Raw genomic sequence first — 14,737 nt, forward strand, 5'->3', positions numbered from 1 at the left:
GTCAGTCATAAGCTAAGGGAAACCTAACCTCAAGGAGTTCCCGTGTCCGTGCTGCCCTTCTCCCAGGCTCTCCGCGAGCGCACCTGGACCGGACACTCCGACAGCGAGGGCGCCGGCTTCATGACCGACCTCATGAAGGGCGAGGGCACGCGCGACGACTACGTGGCGCTCGTCGTGCAGCACTACTTCATCTACGAGGCGCTCGAGGCCGCCGAGGCGATCTTCGCCGGCGACCCGATCGTGGCCCAGTTCGCGACGCCGCGGCTCACGCGCCTCCCCGCACTCGAGGCCGACCTCGAGTTCCTCCTCGGCGCCGACTGGCGCGACGCGATCACGCCGCTCCCCACGACCATCGAGTACGTCGACCGCATCCGCCAGGTGGCCGACGAGCGCTGGGCCGGCGGCTTCGTCGCGCACCACTACACGCGCTACCTCGGCGACCTCTCGGGCGGCCAGTTCATCGGCAAGGTCATGGCGCGTCGCTTCGGCTTCGAGACCAACGGCATCGGCTTCTACCTCTTCGACGAGATCGCCGACCCGCAGGAGTTCAAGCAGACGTACCGCGACGAGCTCGACCGCGTGGAGTGGGACGAGGCCGAGCGCGAGCGCGTCATCGACGAAGTGCTGCTCGCCTACCGCTTCAACACGGAGCTCTTCGAGGACCTCGCGCGCGCGAAGGCCGCCGCCTAAGCGCACCACTCAGCTGGTCGAGGAGCGCCGCGAAGCGACGCGTCTCGAGCCCCCCCCGCCGCCGGCTCCTACGCCTGGATGCCCGGGATCGGCTTCGCGCCCTGCATGAACCGTCGCACGTTGTCGTCGACGATGATGTCGGACGGGCGCAGCGGGCGCGACAAGTAGAGGCCGTCGAGCGCCGTCAGCCGGCTGAGGGCGACGTACGTCTGCCCCGGCGCGAACGAGCGCTGCCCCAGGTCGACGATCGCGCGGTCGTAGCTCTTGCCCTGCGACTTGTGGATCGTGACCGCCCACGCGAGCCGCAGCGGGAACTGCGTGAACTCGGCCACGACATCCTTCGTCAGCTGCTTCGTGACCGGTGAGTAGCTGTACCTGTAGCGCTCCCACGTGACGGGCGCGACGGTGTGCCGCTCGCCGTCGATGTCGACGGTGACGTCGTCGGCGATCTTCACGACCTCGCCGATCGTGCCGTTCACCCAGCGCCCCTCGCCGCCCGCGTCGTTGCGCAGGAACATGACCTGCGCGCCGACCTTGAGCTCGAGGCGCTCGTCGGCCGGGAAGGCACGGCCCCCGAAGTCGCCGTTGACGTCGGCGACGGCCGTGAGGGCGCGGCCGGGGAGCCGGGCGAGCGCCGACTGGTTGATGCGCGTGACCGTGTGGTTGGTGGTCGCGAGGGTGATCGTGCCGTCGTCGGGCGCCGTGCGCGCACCGACCGAGTTGAGCCTGCCCGCCATCTCGGCCGTCACCATGCCGTAGCGCACGGCGTTGAGCAGCTGCTTGAACTCGAGCTCGTGCTGGCGATGGATGGTGCCGAGCTCGTAGATCGTGAGGTCGGCCTCCTCCCACACGCGCGCGTCGAAGAACCACAGCGAGCGGTAGCGGTCGGCGAAGTAGGCGCGCTCATCCGCGTCGCCCGGCACGGGGGCGAGCTGGAACGGGTCGCCGAAGAGCACGAGCTGCACGCCGCCGAAGGGCTCGTGGGGCTTCTGACGCGCCTGGCGCAGGCTGCGGTCCATCGCGTCGAGCAGGTCGGCGTTGACCATCGACACCTCGTCGACCACGAGCGTCTCGATCGTGTTGAGCAGCTTCTTGAGCTCGGCCGACTGCTCGATTTCGTGGTCGGCGATGACCCCGATCGGCAGACGGAAGAGCGAGTGGATGGTCTGGCCGCCCACGTTGAGCGCCGCGACCCCCGTGGGTGCGCAGATCACGAGCTGCTTCGAGGTGTTCCACGCGAGGTACTCGAGCAGCGTCGACTTGCCGGTGCCCGCGCGCCCCGTGACGAAGACGTGGTCGCGCGTCGTCTCGATCGCCTCGAACACGGCTCGCTGTTCGGGGGCGAGATCGGTGCGGGGCATCCCAGCAGGTTAACCGAGCCGCGGCCGGTCGGTCGCACGGGCGCGGCAGAATGTGGGGGATGCGCGTCCTGCTCGGCTGGGTGGGGGCGGCCGTGATCCTCGCGGGCGCCCTCGTCGGAGGCGTGCTCGCGGCGAACGCGACCGTCTTCTCGGCATCCGCCTTCGTGCGCGACTACCTCGCCTCGCTCGCCGACGGCCACGTCGACGAGGTGCTCGCGCTCCCCGGCGTCGATGCGAAGGGTCTCGACGAGCGGCTGCTCGACGAGCGCGCGTTCACGGGGGTGGACGCGGAGGTCGTGGGCGACGAGGTCCGCGCCGGCGTGCACCGCGTTCGGGTCGCGGTGTCGGGCGGCGGGGTGAGCGGCGAGGCGGTGCTCGAGGTGGAGCGCATCGGCTCGCGTTTCGGCCTCTTTCCCGAGTGGGGTTTCGCCTCCTCCCCTGTCACGACCGTCCAGGTGTCGACGACGGGTGACGCGCGCTTCACGGCGGGCGGCGTGCCGCTCGCCACCGCTGGCGGCAGGCCCGCGGCCTTCGCCGCCCTGACGCCCGCGCTCTACGTCTTCGAACACGACTCGCAGTTCCTCGAGGCCGAGCCCGTCGCCGTGCTCGCGACGGGGACGGATGCGGCTGTCGCCCTCGACATCCGCCCCAACGCCGTCTTCACGGCGATCGTCGCGGATGCCGTGGAGGCCGACCTGCTCGCGTGCACGGAGCAGGGCATCCTGTTCCCCGTGGGCTGCCCCTTCGGCCACGCGATCGAGAACCGCGTCGTGTCGGAGCCCGTGTGGACGATCGCGGAGCCGCCCGCGGTCGAGCTCGTCGCGTCCGAACGGTTCGGGCTGTGGGAGGTGCACGGGTCCGATGGCGTCGCGCGGCTCACGGTCGACGTGCAGTCGCTCTTCGACGGGAGCATCACGTCCCTCGAGCACGACGTGCCCTTCGCCGCCTCCTACGGCATCGCCTTCGAGGGCACCACGGTGGTGCTCACGCCCGTCGGCCCCGGCGGTTGAGCAGCGCCGCGCCGCGCCGCCCCCTTTCCGCTGGTTGAGTAGCGCCGCGCCGCCACCCATCTTCCGTTGGTTGAGTAGCGCCGCGCGCGGAGCGCACGACGCGTATCGAGACCCTCGCACCGCGTATCAACAGCGGGCCAATGGATGCGAAACGTCCACACGTCATACGTCCCTAGGGTTTCGATACGCCGTGCGTCGCGCCCTACGGGCGCGGCGCGCGGCACTCAACAAGCGGTGATCTCGCGCGGCCGCTCTACCGTCTGCTGACGTGCCCCTTTCCGCTGGTTGAGTAGCGCCGCGCGCGCAGCGCACGACGCGTATCGAAACCCTCGCACCGCGTATCAACAGCGGACCACGGGATGCGAAACCTCCGCACCTCATCCGCCCGTCGGGTTTCGATACGCCGTGCGCCGCGCGCTCCGCGCACCGCGCGCGGCACTCAACCGGCGGTGATACGAGCCCCGCGTCAGTCGCGCGTCGACCGCCGCGCGAGCATGTCGTTGTAGGCGGCGAGCTCGGCGTCGCCGTCGCGGTCGGCGGCGCGGTCGCGGCGCTTCGCCTCGCGGGCGTCGCTGCGCGACCACTGGATGGCGACGACGATCGCGAGGATGACGGTCGGGATCTCGCCCACCGACCACGCGATCCCTCCGCCCCAGCGCTGGTCCTCGAGCGGCGGCAGCCCCCACGTGCGGCCCATGGCGCCGTACCAGTCGGCGAGCATGAGCCCCTGGTCGCTCATGATGGCGAGCCCGAAGAAGGCATGGAACGCCATGGTGGCGAGCAGCAGCAGCAGCCGGAGCGCGTGCGGCGGCCGCGTGCGGATGGGGTCGGCGCCGACGAGCACGAGCGCGAAGAGGTATCCCGTGAGCAGGAAGTGGGTGATCATCCACAGGTGCCCGACGTGGTCGGTGACGGCCCAGCGGAAGATGCCCGTGTAGTAGAAAACCCACAGCGACACGGCGAACAGCGCCGCCGCGACGAAGGGGTTGGTGAGCACGGCGGCGTAGGGCGACTGCACGGCCCAGAGGATCCATTCCCGCGGCCCGCGGCTGCCGTCGCGGCGCCGTTCGATGGCGCGCGCCGCGAGGGTCACGGGTGCGGCGAGCACGAGCAGGATGGGGATCGCCATCGTGAGGATCATGTGCCCGAGCATGTGCGCCGAGAACAGGAACTGCTCGTACACACCGGGCGCCCCGTTGGTGACCCACACGAGCGCGCCGAACCCGAGCACCCACATGGCGGTGCGGTACCAGGGCCAGCGGTCGCCGCGGCGGTGCAGGCGCCACACGCCCGCGAGGTAGAAGAACACGGCGAAGGCGGCGATGAGCGCCCACAGCGGCTCGAGCCGCCACTCGGTGAGGTAGCGGATGCCGCTCAGCTCGGGCGGGAGCTCGCGGCCCGTGAGGTACTCGGCCGGGCTCGGATCGGCGAGCTGGTCGGCGGGCACCTCCTCGACGGGCGGCGCGGTGCGGGCGAGTCCGGCGGCGAGGCCCGTCGCGAGGCCCATGAACGCGATCTCGCCGAGCACCAGCATCCGGAACCACCACGCGGAGGCGCCCTCGCGCATCCGGGCGATGACCCAGCGGCGCTGGAGGGCGCCGAACGCGCCGAGCACGAGGAGCGCGGCGACCTTGCCGAGCACGAGGAGCCCGTACGGGGTTGCGAGCTGCGCGAGCTCGCCGACGCGCACGGCGGCGGAGATGTAGCCGGAGACGGCGACGACGACGAAGCTCACGAGCGCGAGCGTCGAGTAGCGGGTGAGCACCACGCGCAGCCGCTCGCGGTCGAGCTCACGGCGCGCGACGACGACGGCGAGCAGGCCGCCGACCCACACGCACACGAGCAGCATGTGCAGCCAGATGGCGCTCACGGCGAGGTCGTGGTCGGCGGTCGATCCGGCGTGGCCCTGCTGGGCGATGGGCAGCAGGCCGAGGCCGGCGCCCGCCGCCGTGAACGCGAGCGCGGTGACGTTGCGCACGGCGAAGCAGACGGCGGTGGCGGCCGCCGCGACGAGGGTCACCGTGAGCCACGCGCGCCCGACAGGCAAGTCGGTGAGGAAGGTGCCGAGCTGCCGGCCGTAGTCGTCGTCGAGGGTGGGGGCGCTGATGTGCAGGCTCTGGAAGAGCAGGAACGCCATGGCTCCGGATGCGACGGTCCAGACGGCCGCGCCTGCTGCGGCTACGTCCACCGCGCGGTCGTACGCCTTCTCGCCCGGGGTGAGGGCGAAGCACGCGAGCACGAGCCCACCGATCGTCGCGGCCGCCCCGAGGTCGACGAGCACGGTCGCGATCGGGATGCCGTAGCGCACGACGGCACCGGGGTCGACGAACGGCAGCGGGTTCGCGCCGCCGCCCACGGCGAGCGCGCCGAGCACCGCCGCGAGAGCGGCGAGCAGGAGGAGAGCGGGTCCGGTGACCCACGCGAGGCGCCGCACCCTCCCAGCCTAGGCGCGGCATCCTGGGCGTTCGAATCGGCCCGGACATGCGTCGAGGGCGCCGACCAGCGATGGTCGACGCCCTCGAGAGGCTGCGTGTCTTACTTGACGGCGGCCTTGAGCTTGCTGCCCGCCGAGACCTTGACGCCGTTGGACGCCGCGATCTGGATGGTCTCGCCGGTCGCGGGGTTGCGGCCCGCACGAGCGGCGCGGTGGGTCTTCTCGAACGAGAGCCAGCCGGGGATGCTGACCTTCGTGCCGCCGCCGACCTGCTTGGCGACGACGGAGAAGAACGCGTCGACGACCTTGTTGACGGCCGCCTGGCTCTCGCCGGTCTCGGCCGCGATCGCGGCGACGAGGTCGCTCTTGTTGAGGGTGTCAGCCATGGGTGTCCTCCTCGGACGGTTTTCTCGATTTCGATGCGGCCTCCGAAAGGATGCCGCGAGGGGTCGGCCCTGAGGCGTCTACCCCTGAACCGTGCTCGAAACTACCAGCGATCCCCGACATTTCCGGGGTTTTCGGCCTGTTTCGGCAACTCGACCTCAGGTGATGGTTGAGGGTTTTCTGGGCCCGTCGACCGACCGGTACACGACGAGGGGGCGCCGGCGCGATGCCGACGCCCCCTCGGACGTGGTGCGGTGCTTACCAGCTCGACTTGGTCACGCCGGGCAGCTCGCCACGGTGCGCCATGTCGCGGAAGCGCACACGCGAGATGCCGTAGTTCGACAGGACACCGCGGGGGCGGCCGTCGATGGCGTCGCGGTTGCGCACGCGGATCGGCGACGCGTCGCGCGGCAGCTTCTGCAGGCCGACGCGGGCGGCCTCACGCTGCTCGTCGGTCGAGTTCGGGTCGACGAGCGCCTTCTTGAGCTCGAGGCGCTTCGCGGCGTAGCGCTCGACGATGACCTTCCGCTGCTCGTTCTTCGCGATCTTGCTCTTCTTGGCCATTGCTTAACGCTCCTCTCGGAACTCGACGTGCTTGCGCACGATGGGGTCGTACTTCTTGAGCACGATGCGGTCGGGGTCGTTGCGGCGGTTCTTGCGGGTCACGTAGGTGTACCCGGTGCCCGCGGTCGAACGGAGCTTGATGATGGGACGGACGTCCTGTGCCTTCTTGGCCATCAGATCTTCTCCCCACGAGCCAGGAGCTCGGCGACGACGGACTCGATGCCGCGCGCGTCGATCACCTTGATGCCCTTAGCGGACAGCGTGAGGGTCACGGTGCGCTTGAGCGACGGGACGTAGTACTTCTTCTTCTGCACGTTCGGGTCGAAGCGGCGCTTCGTCCGGCGGTGCGAGTGCGAGATGTTGTGTCCGAAGCCGGGAACGGCTCCGGTCACCTGGCACACAGCTGCCATGGTTTCTTTCCTATCTGGCTACCGTGGGGCGAGCGCCCCACCCAAGGTCACTTGTCGGCACGCCGATACCGAGAACTCCAGGAGTCGCGGCGGCGCACAAAGAAGGCCGCATTTCTGCGGTCAACCCTCCGAGAGTACCCGAGTGTGACCGGATGCGCCAGCCGAGCACTCGGGGCACAGCCCGAAGACGTCGACGACGTGCTCCGGCTGGGTGAACCCGTGCTCGAACGCGACCTGGCGCGCCCAGGCCTCCACGGGATCCGCGGAGATCTCGACGGCCGTGCCGCACGAGCGGCAGATGAGGTGATGGTGGTGCGAGCCGGGCGTGCACGCGCGGTAGAGGCTCTCGCCCTCCTGCACGAGCGAGTCGGCCTCCCCCTCCTGGGCGAGGTCGGCGAGGGCACGGTAGACCGTGGCAAGCCCGACCTCGGAGCCCGTGCCGCGCAGCGAGGCGTGCAGGGCCTGCGCCGACACGAAGCCCTCGGTGCGCGAGAGCGCCTCGCGCACGGCCTCGCGCTGCCACGTGTTCCGCTTCATGCCGCCACCCCCTTCGCCACCAGGGTACGGCGGTCGCGTCGGCGGCGACCAGCGAGCACGCACACGCCCCAGATGAGGAACGAGATCGTCGTGACGTAGGGGCTGATCGGCACGCTCGCCCCGAGCGCGAGCAGGATGCCGCCCACGAGCGACACGAGCGCGAACGCCGTCGAGAGCACGGGCACCCACACGGGCGAGCTCGAGATCCGGAGGGCCGCGGCGGCCGGCGTCACGAGGATCGAGAGCACGAGCAGCGCTCCCACGATCTGGATCGCCGCGGCGACGGCGAGGCCGAGCAGCACCATGAACGCGACCGAGAGCGCGCGCACCGGCACGCCGCGCGCAGCCGCGACCTCGGCATCCAGGCTCGCGAACGAGAGCGGGCGCCACATGACGAGCAGGCCGACCACGACGATGCCGCACACGACCGCGAGCCAGCCGAGCTGCGGGTCGTCGACCGCGACGATCTGACCCGTCAGCAGCCCGAACTTCGTCGACGCGCGGCCCGGGTAGAGGGCGAGGCACAGGATGCCGAGGCCGAGGCCGAACGGCATGAGCACGGCCGTGATCGAGTTGCGTTCGCGCGCGCGGGAGCCGAGGAGCCCGATCAGGAGGGCCGCGGCGAGCGACCCGATGATCGACCCCTCGACGACGCCGACGCCGAGCAGGAGGCCGGCGGCGGCGCCCGCGAACGACAGCTCGCTGATGCCGTGCACGGCGAAGGCGAGGTCGCGCGTCATGACGAAGACGCCGATGAGCCCGCCCGCGAGTCCCAGCACGACGCCCGCGAGGATCGAGTTGTGCAGCAGCGCGAGCAGGGCGCCGTAGTCGCTGAAGTCGAAGAGCTGCGTCCACCAGTCGCTCATGCGACCTCCCCCGGGTGGGGCTGCGGGTGCTCGTGCTCGTGCTCGTGGTGGGCGTGGTCGGGCGCGCCGACGATCACGACGCGGCCGTGGGTGCGGATGACGTCGACCTCGGCCTGGTAGAGCTCGGAGAGCACCTCGGAAGTGAGCACCTCGTTCGGGGCCCCGATGCGGAAGCGGCCGTTCGCGAGGTAGAGCACGCGGTCGACCATGCCGAGCACGGGGTTCACGTCGTGCGTCACGAACAGCACGCCGAAGCCGCGCTCGCGCCGGTGCCGGTCGATGAGCTCGCTCACGACGCGCTGCGCCCGGAGGTCGAGGGAGCCGAGCGGCTCGTCGCACAGCATGAGCAGCGGGTCGCCCGCGAGCGCCTGTCCGACACGCAGTCGCTGCTGCTCGCCGCCCGACAGCAGGCTCACGGGCACCTTCGCGTAGTGGCTCGCGCCGACCGCGCCGAGCAGCTCGTCGACGCGTTCCCGCCGGGCGCGACTCGGCCATCCGGGTCCCCAGCGCTCGCCGTCGACGCCGAGGCGCACGAGGTCGCGGCCCCGGATGCGCATGGCCGGATCCTGTCCTCGCTGCTGCGGGATGTAGCCGATGCGGCGGTCGCCGCGGCGCACCGGCTCGCCCGCGAGACGCATCTCCCCCGCCGAGAGCGGATGCTGCCCCAGCACGGTCTTGAGCAGGCTCGTCTTGCCGGAGCCGTTCGAGCCGAGCACGGCGATGAACTCACCCGGGGCGACGTCGAGGTCGACCCCCGTCCAGAGGGTGCGCGCGCCGAGGGTCAGCTGCGCACCCCGCACGCTCAGCACCGCCTCACTCACCGCGCCATGCTACCTGAGAACGGTTCTCATCGCCGCCTCGGTGTTCCCGCTGGTTGAGTGGCGCCGCGCGCGCGGCGCACGACGCGTATCGCCCCCGCCACCCCCCCGTTGGTTGAGTAGCGCCGCGCGCGGAGCGCACGACGCGTATCGAAACCCGCCACCCCCCGCTGGTTGAGTAGCGCCGCGCGCGCAGCGCACGACGCGTATCGAAACCCTCGCACCGCGTATCAACAGCGGGCCAATGGATGCGAAACCTCCACACCTCATCCGCCCGTCGGGTTTCGATACGCCGTGCGTCGCGCCCTCCGGGCGCGGCGCGCGGCACTCAACCAGCGGTGAACTCGCGACAACACGCGCGTCGACCGGAGGTGGACCGGCAGCACCCAACCAGCGGTGATCTCGCACCGAGTAAAGGCCGCTCCCGCCATCCCGCTGGTTGAGTAGCGCCGCGCGCGCAGCGCACGACGCGTATCGAAACCCTCGCACCGCGTATCAACAGCGGGTCACGGGATGCGTTGCCTCCGCACCCCATCCGTCCCTCCGGTTTCGATACGCCGTGCGTCGCGCCTCCGGCGCGGCGCGCGGCACTCAACCAGCGGTGAACTCGCGGCAACAGGCGCCTCGCAAACGGATCCGCTCCGCCGCGAAGCGGCCCCCGGGTCACACGACGACTCAGTCCAGCAGCAGCGCTGGCTCCTCGAGCACGGAAGCCACATCCGCCGTGAACCGCGAGGCGACGTCGCCGTCGACGACGCGATGGTCGAACGACGCGCCGACGGTCGTGACGTACGCGGGCCGCACCTCGCCGTCGACGACCCACGGCTTCTGCTTGATGGCGCCGAGGGCGACGATGCCGACCTCGCCGGGGTTGAGGATCGGGGTGCCGGTGTCCATGCCGAACGACCCGAGGTTGGTGATGGTGATCGTGCCGCCGGACATCTCGGCCGGCTGCGTCTTGCCTTCGCGCGCGGTGAGGGTCAACTGCTCGAGCGACTGGGCGAGCTCGAGGAGGCTGAGCTCCTGCGCGTCCTTGACGTTCGGCACGATGAGGCCGCGCGGGGTGGCGGCGGCGATGCCGAGGTTGACGTAGTGGCGCACGATGATCTCCTCATCGGTCCACGTCGAGTTGACCGTGGGGTTGCGCCGCACCGCCCAGATGACCGCCTTGGCCATCACGAGCAGGGGGCTGACGCGCACGCCGGCGAAGTCGGGCGAGGCCTTGAGCCGCTTGACGAATTCCATCGTGCGGGTGGCGTTGACGTCGGTGAAGACGGAGACGTGCGGGGCGGTGAACGCGGATGCGACCATCGCCTGCGCGGTCGCCTTGCGCACGCCCTTGACGGGGATGCGCTCCTCGCGCTCGGCGGGCCACGCGGGCGTCTCGATGTTGCGGAAGACGCTCGCCTGCTCGGCCTGGCGGATGACGTCCTCGCGCAGCACCTCGCCGCCGGGGCCCGTGGCGGTGACCTGGCCGAGGTCGACGTCGAGGTCCTTGGCGAGCTTGCGGATGGGCGGCTTGGCGATGACGGGCGTGCCGGGGCGGCGGGCGGTGGTCCGCGCGGGGGCGGCGGGCGCATCCGGGTTGGGCACGGCGGCGCCGGGGCGGCGACGGCGGGTGGCGGTGTGGCCACCCTTCGAGCCGTAGCCGACGAGCACCGCGCCGGACTCCTCCTTCTCGGCCATGCCGCTCGGGTCGGAGACGGCGCCGAGGCTCTCGGAGTCGTTGGCGGGCGCCTGCAGCTCGATCGTGCCGCCGGCGGAGTCGACGCGGATGATGGGGGCGCCGACCTCGACCGTCGCGCCCTCCTCGGCGAGCAGCTCGGTGACGGTGCCGGCGAACGGCGACGGCAGCTCGACGAGCGACTTGGCGGTCTCGATCTCGACGAGCACCTGGTTGACGGTGACGGTGTCGCCGGGCTTCACCTTCCAGGCGACGATCTCGGCCTCGGTGAGGCCTTCCCCGACATCCGGCAGCGGGAACTCTGCGTGGGCCATAGGGCCTCCTCAGTGCTGGTCGCGGTCAGTAGGCGAGGGCGCGGTCGACGGCCTCGAGGATGCGGTCGACATCCGGAAGGTACACGCCCTCGAGCTTCGCGGGCGGGAAGGGGGTGTCGAATCCGGAGACCCGCAGCACGGGCGCCTCGAGCGAGTAGAACGCACGCTCGGCGATCGTGGCGGCGATCTCGGATCCGACGGAGACGTTGCCGGGCGCCTCCTGGGCGACGACGAGACGGCCGGTCTTCTGCACGGATGCGAGGATCGGCGCGTAGTCGATGGGCGAGAGGGAGCGCAGGTCGATGACCTCGACGCTCGTGCCCTCGGATGCGGCGACCTCGGCAGCCTGCAGCAGCTGGGCGACCATGGCGCCGTGGCCGACGAGGGTCACCTGGGTGCCGGTACGCACGACGCGGCTCTGGTGGAGGGGTGCGGGCACGCCGTCGTCGGCGACCTCGCCCTTCTGCCAGTAGCGGCTCTTCGGCTCGAAGAACAGCACCGGGTCGTTGGATGCGATTGCCTGCTGGATCATCCAGTAACCGTCGTTGGGGGTCGCGGGGCTGACGACGCGGAGGCCGGGGGTGTGCGCGAAGTACGCCTCGGGGCTCTCCTGGTGGTGCTCGACGGCGCCGATGTGGCCGCCGTAGGGCACGCGGATGACGACGGGGAACGACTGCGTGCCCTCGTGCCGGTAGGTGAGCTTCGCGAGCTGCGAGGTGATCTGGTCGAAGCCGGGGAAGATAAACCCGTCGAACTGGATCTCGCACACGGGGCGGTAGCCGCGCATGGCGAGGCCGATCGCGGTGCCGACGATGCCGGACTCGGCGAGCGGGGTGTCGAGCACGCGGTCCTCGCCGAACTCGGACTTGAGGCCCTCGGTCACGCGGAACACGCCGCCGAGGGTGCCGATGTCCTCGCCCATGAGCAGCACCTTGGGGTCGTTCTTGAGCGCGGCGCGCAGACCCTCGTTGATGGCCTTCGCCATCGGCATCATCCGCTCGGTCACGACTGGGCCTCCTCGAAGCCGGCCTCGTAGGCGGCGAACCAGGCGGCCTGCTCGGCGACCACCGGGTGCGTGTCGGTGTAGACGCTGCGGAACACGTTGCTCGCGGGCACGCCGCCGAGCTCGTTGGTGCGGCGTCGCACGTCGGCGGCGAGGTCCTCGGCCTCGGCCGCGACGTCCTGGAAGAAGTCGTCGCCGACGCCCTTCGCGCGGAGGTAGCGCTCGTAGCGCGTGATGGGGTCGCGCTCGCTCCAGAAGACGACGTCGTCGTCCTCGCGGTACTTCGTGGGGTCGTCGCTCGTCGTGTGGGCGCCCATCCGGTAGGTGAGGGCCTCGACGAAGCGGGGGCCCTCGCCGGCGCGGGCGGCCTCGAGTTCGTGGCGGCTGACGGCGTAGCTCGCGAGCACGTCGTTGCCGTCGATCTGGGTGCTCGGGATGCCGAAGCCCGCGGCCCGCAGGTAGAGGGGCGTGCGCGACTGGCGCTCGACGGGCACCGAGATGGCCCAGTGGTTGTTCTGCAGGAAGAACAGCTGCGGCGTCTGGTAGCTCGCGGCGAAGATGAGCGCCTCGTTGACGTCGCCCTGGCTCGTGGCTCCGTCGCCGAAGTAGACGACGGTCGCCTCGTCGGTCTCGGGGTCGCCCGTGCCGACGACGCCGTCGAAGCGCTGGCCCATGGCGTAGCCGGTGGCGTGGAGGGTCTGCGAGCCGATCACGAGCGTGTAGAGGTGGAAGTTGCCGGTCTGGGCCGGGTCCCATCCGCCGTGCGAGAGGCCCCGCAGCATCTCGATGATCTTCATGACGTCGAGTCCGCGGACACGGCCCACGACGTGCTCGCGGTAGGCGGGGAAGATGTGGTCCTGCGGGCGGGCGGCGTAGGCGGAGCCGACCTGAGCCGCCTCCTGCCCGAGGCTCGGGATCCAGAGGGCGAGCTGGCCCTGGCGCTGCAGGTTGCCGGCCTCGATGTCGAACCGGCGGATCACGACCATCTGCCGGTGGAAGTCCAGCAGCCGGCTCTCGTCGAGTTCCTCGATGAGGGGCAGGTAGGGGGCTGTCGCCTCGCTCTCGATGAGCGAACCCTGGGGCGAGAGCAGCTGGACCGTCGCCTCGGTGTAAGACATGCGCTCTACCCTAGCCGCGGCGTATTCCGCGCCGTTCAGAGGGTGCGCACAACCTCATCCGCCGCTGCTAGGAGTCTGTCGACAGACTCCTCCTCGCCGACGGTGATGCGGATGCCCTCGGGTGCGAAGACGCGCGCGACGATCCCGTGGTCGGAGAGCACCTCGGCGGCGGCGGCCGTGCGCTGCCCCGTGGGGAGCCACACGAAGTTGCCCTGCGGCTCGGGGATCTCCCAGCCCTGGGCGCGGAGGCCGTCGCGAATGCGGTCGCGGCGGGCGTTGAGTTCGGCGATCTGGGCGCGGTACTCCTCTTCGTGGTCGAGCGCCGCGAGCGCCGCCCGCTGGGCCGGCTCTGTGACCGAGAGCGGGATCGCGGTGGCGCGGCACGCGTCGAGCACGTAGGAGGGACCGACGGCGTAGCCGACGCGGAGCCCCGCGAGTCCGTACGCCTTGGAGAAGGTGCGCAGCACGACGAGGTTGGGGTGGCGCTCGAGCAGCGGGATGCCGTCGACGGCGTCGGGGTCGGTGACGAATTCGCGGTACGCCTCGTCGAGCACGACGAGCACGGTGTCGGGCACGGCCGCCATGAACTCCTCGAACTCCGCGCCCGTGACGATCGCGCTCGTCGGGTTGTTGGGCGTGCAGACGAGGATGAGACGCGTGCGCTCGGTGACGGCGGCGGCCATCGCGGGGAGGTCGTGGGCGCCGTCGGCGCGGTTCGGCACGGTGACGCTCGTCGCCCCGGACACGGTGACGATGCCGGGGTAGGCCTCGAAGGACCGCCAGGAGTAGAGGATCTCGTCGCCCGGACCAGAGGTCGCGTTCGCGAGCTGCTGGAGGATCGACACGGACCCGGCGCCGATGTGCACCTCGTCGATCGTGACCCCGATGCGCTCCGCGAGCCGCACGCGGAGCGCGCTCGCGCTGCCGTCGGGGTAGCGCGTGACGGCGGATGCGGCGATCGCCTCGACGACGGCGGGGAGCGTCGGGAAGGGGTTCTCGTTGCTCGAGAGCTTGAACGCATCGGCGGGCGCGGGTCGGCCCTGACGGTAGGGGTCGAGTGCAGCGATCTCGGGACGCAGGTGGACGGCCATGGTGCCAGCCTAGGATGATGGGCCCCATGCGATTCGTGGTCCGCCTGCTCATCAACGCCCTCGCCCTGTGGCTGACGGTGCTCATCCTGAATCCGCACGTGCAGGTGGCGTCGTGGGACGCCGCCGCGGATGCCGACGCGACGTGGTCGTGGCCGCTGTTCTGGACCTACGTGCTGCTCGCCGTGGTGTTCGGCATCGTGAACGGCGTCATCGGCACCGCGATCCGCATCGTCGCGTTCCCGCTCTACATCCTCACGCTCGGCCTCATCTCGCTCATCGTGAACGGCCTGCTGTTCCTGCTCGTCGCGTGGATCTCGACGCTCATCGGCTTCGGGCTCTCGGTCGAGGGCTTCTGGTGGGGCGTGCTCGGCGCGCTCGTGCTGGGCGTCATCGGCTGGCTCATCGGCATCATCTTCCGGCCGCTCACGAAGAAGCGCTCCTGACGCCCGGCGG

Annotated in this window: 16 protein-coding genes; 3 read left to right on the top strand and 13 right to left on the bottom strand. The window is 70.8% G+C overall.

Annotation, left to right across the window (positions count from 1 at the left end; all coding sequences use genetic code 11):
* Positions 1 to 42 precede the first annotated feature (42 nt).
* The gene (locus H4J02_RS13610; RefSeq protein ID WP_187675070.1) at positions 43 to 690 is read left to right on the top strand and encodes a heme oxygenase (biliverdin-producing); all 648 of its coding nucleotides are present in this window, start codon (positions 43 to 45) and stop codon (positions 688 to 690) included.
* Positions 691 to 758: 68 nt separating this feature from the next.
* On the opposite strand, the gene H4J02_RS13615 is transcribed toward H4J02_RS13610, so the two are convergent.
* Complete coding sequence (locus H4J02_RS13615; RefSeq protein WP_187675071.1) at positions 759 to 2,051, bottom strand: ATP-dependent RecD-like DNA helicase; 1,293 nt, start codon at positions 2,049 to 2,051, stop codon at positions 759 to 761.
* 59 nt (positions 2,052 to 2,110) lie between these two features.
* Here H4J02_RS13615 and H4J02_RS13620 point away from each other — a divergent pair, with 59 nt between their 5' ends.
* Positions 2,111 to 3,061, top strand: a complete 951-nt coding sequence (locus H4J02_RS13620) for a hypothetical protein (RefSeq protein ID WP_187675072.1) — start codon at positions 2,111 to 2,113, stop codon at positions 3,059 to 3,061.
* Between the two features lie 466 nt (positions 3,062 to 3,527).
* Here the strand turns inward: H4J02_RS13620 and H4J02_RS13625 are convergent, their stop codons facing one another.
* The 12 genes from H4J02_RS13625 to hisC form a co-directional block, all read right to left on the bottom strand.
* Positions 3,528 to 5,495, bottom strand: coding sequence for a cytochrome c oxidase assembly protein (locus H4J02_RS13625; protein WP_222942192.1), 1,968 nt, complete (start codon positions 5,493 to 5,495; stop codon positions 3,528 to 3,530).
* Between the two features lie 101 nt (positions 5,496 to 5,596).
* Positions 5,597 to 5,881 (bottom strand): HU family DNA-binding protein, encoded by a 285-nt coding sequence (locus tag H4J02_RS13630; RefSeq protein ID WP_187675073.1) that lies wholly within the window; start codon positions 5,879 to 5,881, stop codon positions 5,597 to 5,599.
* A gap of 256 nt (positions 5,882 to 6,137) precedes the next feature.
* Positions 6,138 to 6,443: a 30S ribosomal protein S14 gene (gene rpsN / locus H4J02_RS13635; RefSeq protein WP_187675074.1), complete on the bottom strand. Its 306-nt coding sequence runs from the start codon at positions 6,441 to 6,443 to the stop codon at positions 6,138 to 6,140.
* 3 nt (positions 6,444 to 6,446) lie between these two features.
* Positions 6,447 to 6,617 carry a 50S ribosomal protein L33 gene (gene rpmG, locus H4J02_RS13640; protein WP_120762131.1) on the bottom strand — a complete coding sequence of 57 codons (171 nt, stop codon included), beginning with the start codon at positions 6,615 to 6,617 and terminating at the stop codon, positions 6,447 to 6,449.
* Entirely contained in the window at positions 6,617 to 6,853 is a 237-nt protein-coding gene (rpmB, locus tag H4J02_RS13645; RefSeq protein ID WP_187675075.1) for a 50S ribosomal protein L28, read from the bottom strand. The genes rpmG and rpmB overlap by 1 nt, the downstream gene beginning before the upstream one ends.
* A 120-nt stretch (positions 6,854 to 6,973) precedes the next feature.
* Complete coding sequence (locus H4J02_RS13650) at positions 6,974 to 7,390, bottom strand: Fur family transcriptional regulator (protein ID WP_187675076.1); 417 nt, start codon at positions 7,388 to 7,390, stop codon at positions 6,974 to 6,976.
* Positions 7,387 to 8,256 (bottom strand): metal ABC transporter permease, encoded by an 870-nt coding sequence (locus H4J02_RS13655; protein WP_187675077.1) that lies wholly within the window; start codon positions 8,254 to 8,256, stop codon positions 7,387 to 7,389. Before H4J02_RS13655 ends, H4J02_RS13650 begins: the two co-directional genes overlap by 4 nt.
* Positions 8,253 to 9,077 (bottom strand): metal ABC transporter ATP-binding protein, encoded by an 825-nt coding sequence (locus H4J02_RS13660; protein ID WP_262406138.1) that lies wholly within the window; start codon positions 9,075 to 9,077, stop codon positions 8,253 to 8,255. Before H4J02_RS13660 ends, H4J02_RS13655 begins: the two co-directional genes overlap by 4 nt.
* A 672-nt stretch (positions 9,078 to 9,749) precedes the next feature.
* A complete protein-coding gene (locus H4J02_RS13665) occupies positions 9,750 to 11,072 on the bottom strand; it encodes a dihydrolipoamide acetyltransferase family protein (RefSeq protein WP_187675078.1) in 1,323 nt (440 codons plus the stop codon).
* A 25-nt stretch (positions 11,073 to 11,097) separates the two neighbouring features.
* A complete protein-coding gene (locus tag H4J02_RS13670) occupies positions 11,098 to 12,066 on the bottom strand; it encodes an alpha-ketoacid dehydrogenase subunit beta (protein WP_397420165.1) in 969 nt (322 codons plus the stop codon).
* An 8-nt stretch (positions 12,067 to 12,074) separates the two neighbouring features.
* The gene (locus H4J02_RS13675) at positions 12,075 to 13,193 is read right to left on the bottom strand and encodes a thiamine pyrophosphate-dependent enzyme (RefSeq protein WP_187675079.1); all 1,119 of its coding nucleotides are present in this window, start codon (positions 13,191 to 13,193) and stop codon (positions 12,075 to 12,077) included.
* A gap of 35 nt (positions 13,194 to 13,228) precedes the next feature.
* A complete protein-coding gene (gene hisC / locus H4J02_RS13680) occupies positions 13,229 to 14,284 on the bottom strand; it encodes a histidinol-phosphate transaminase (RefSeq protein WP_187675080.1) in 1,056 nt (351 codons plus the stop codon).
* Between the two features lie 26 nt (positions 14,285 to 14,310).
* On the opposite strand from hisC, the gene H4J02_RS13685 reads away from it, so the two are divergent.
* Positions 14,311 to 14,727 (top strand): phage holin family protein, encoded by a 417-nt coding sequence (locus H4J02_RS13685; RefSeq protein ID WP_187675081.1) that lies wholly within the window; start codon positions 14,311 to 14,313, stop codon positions 14,725 to 14,727.
* The last annotated feature ends 10 nt before the right edge of the window (positions 14,728 to 14,737 follow it).

It is taken from the genome of Protaetiibacter sp. SSC-01 (assembly GCF_014483895.1).
Taxonomy (GTDB): domain Bacteria; phylum Actinomycetota; class Actinomycetes; order Actinomycetales; family Microbacteriaceae; genus Homoserinibacter.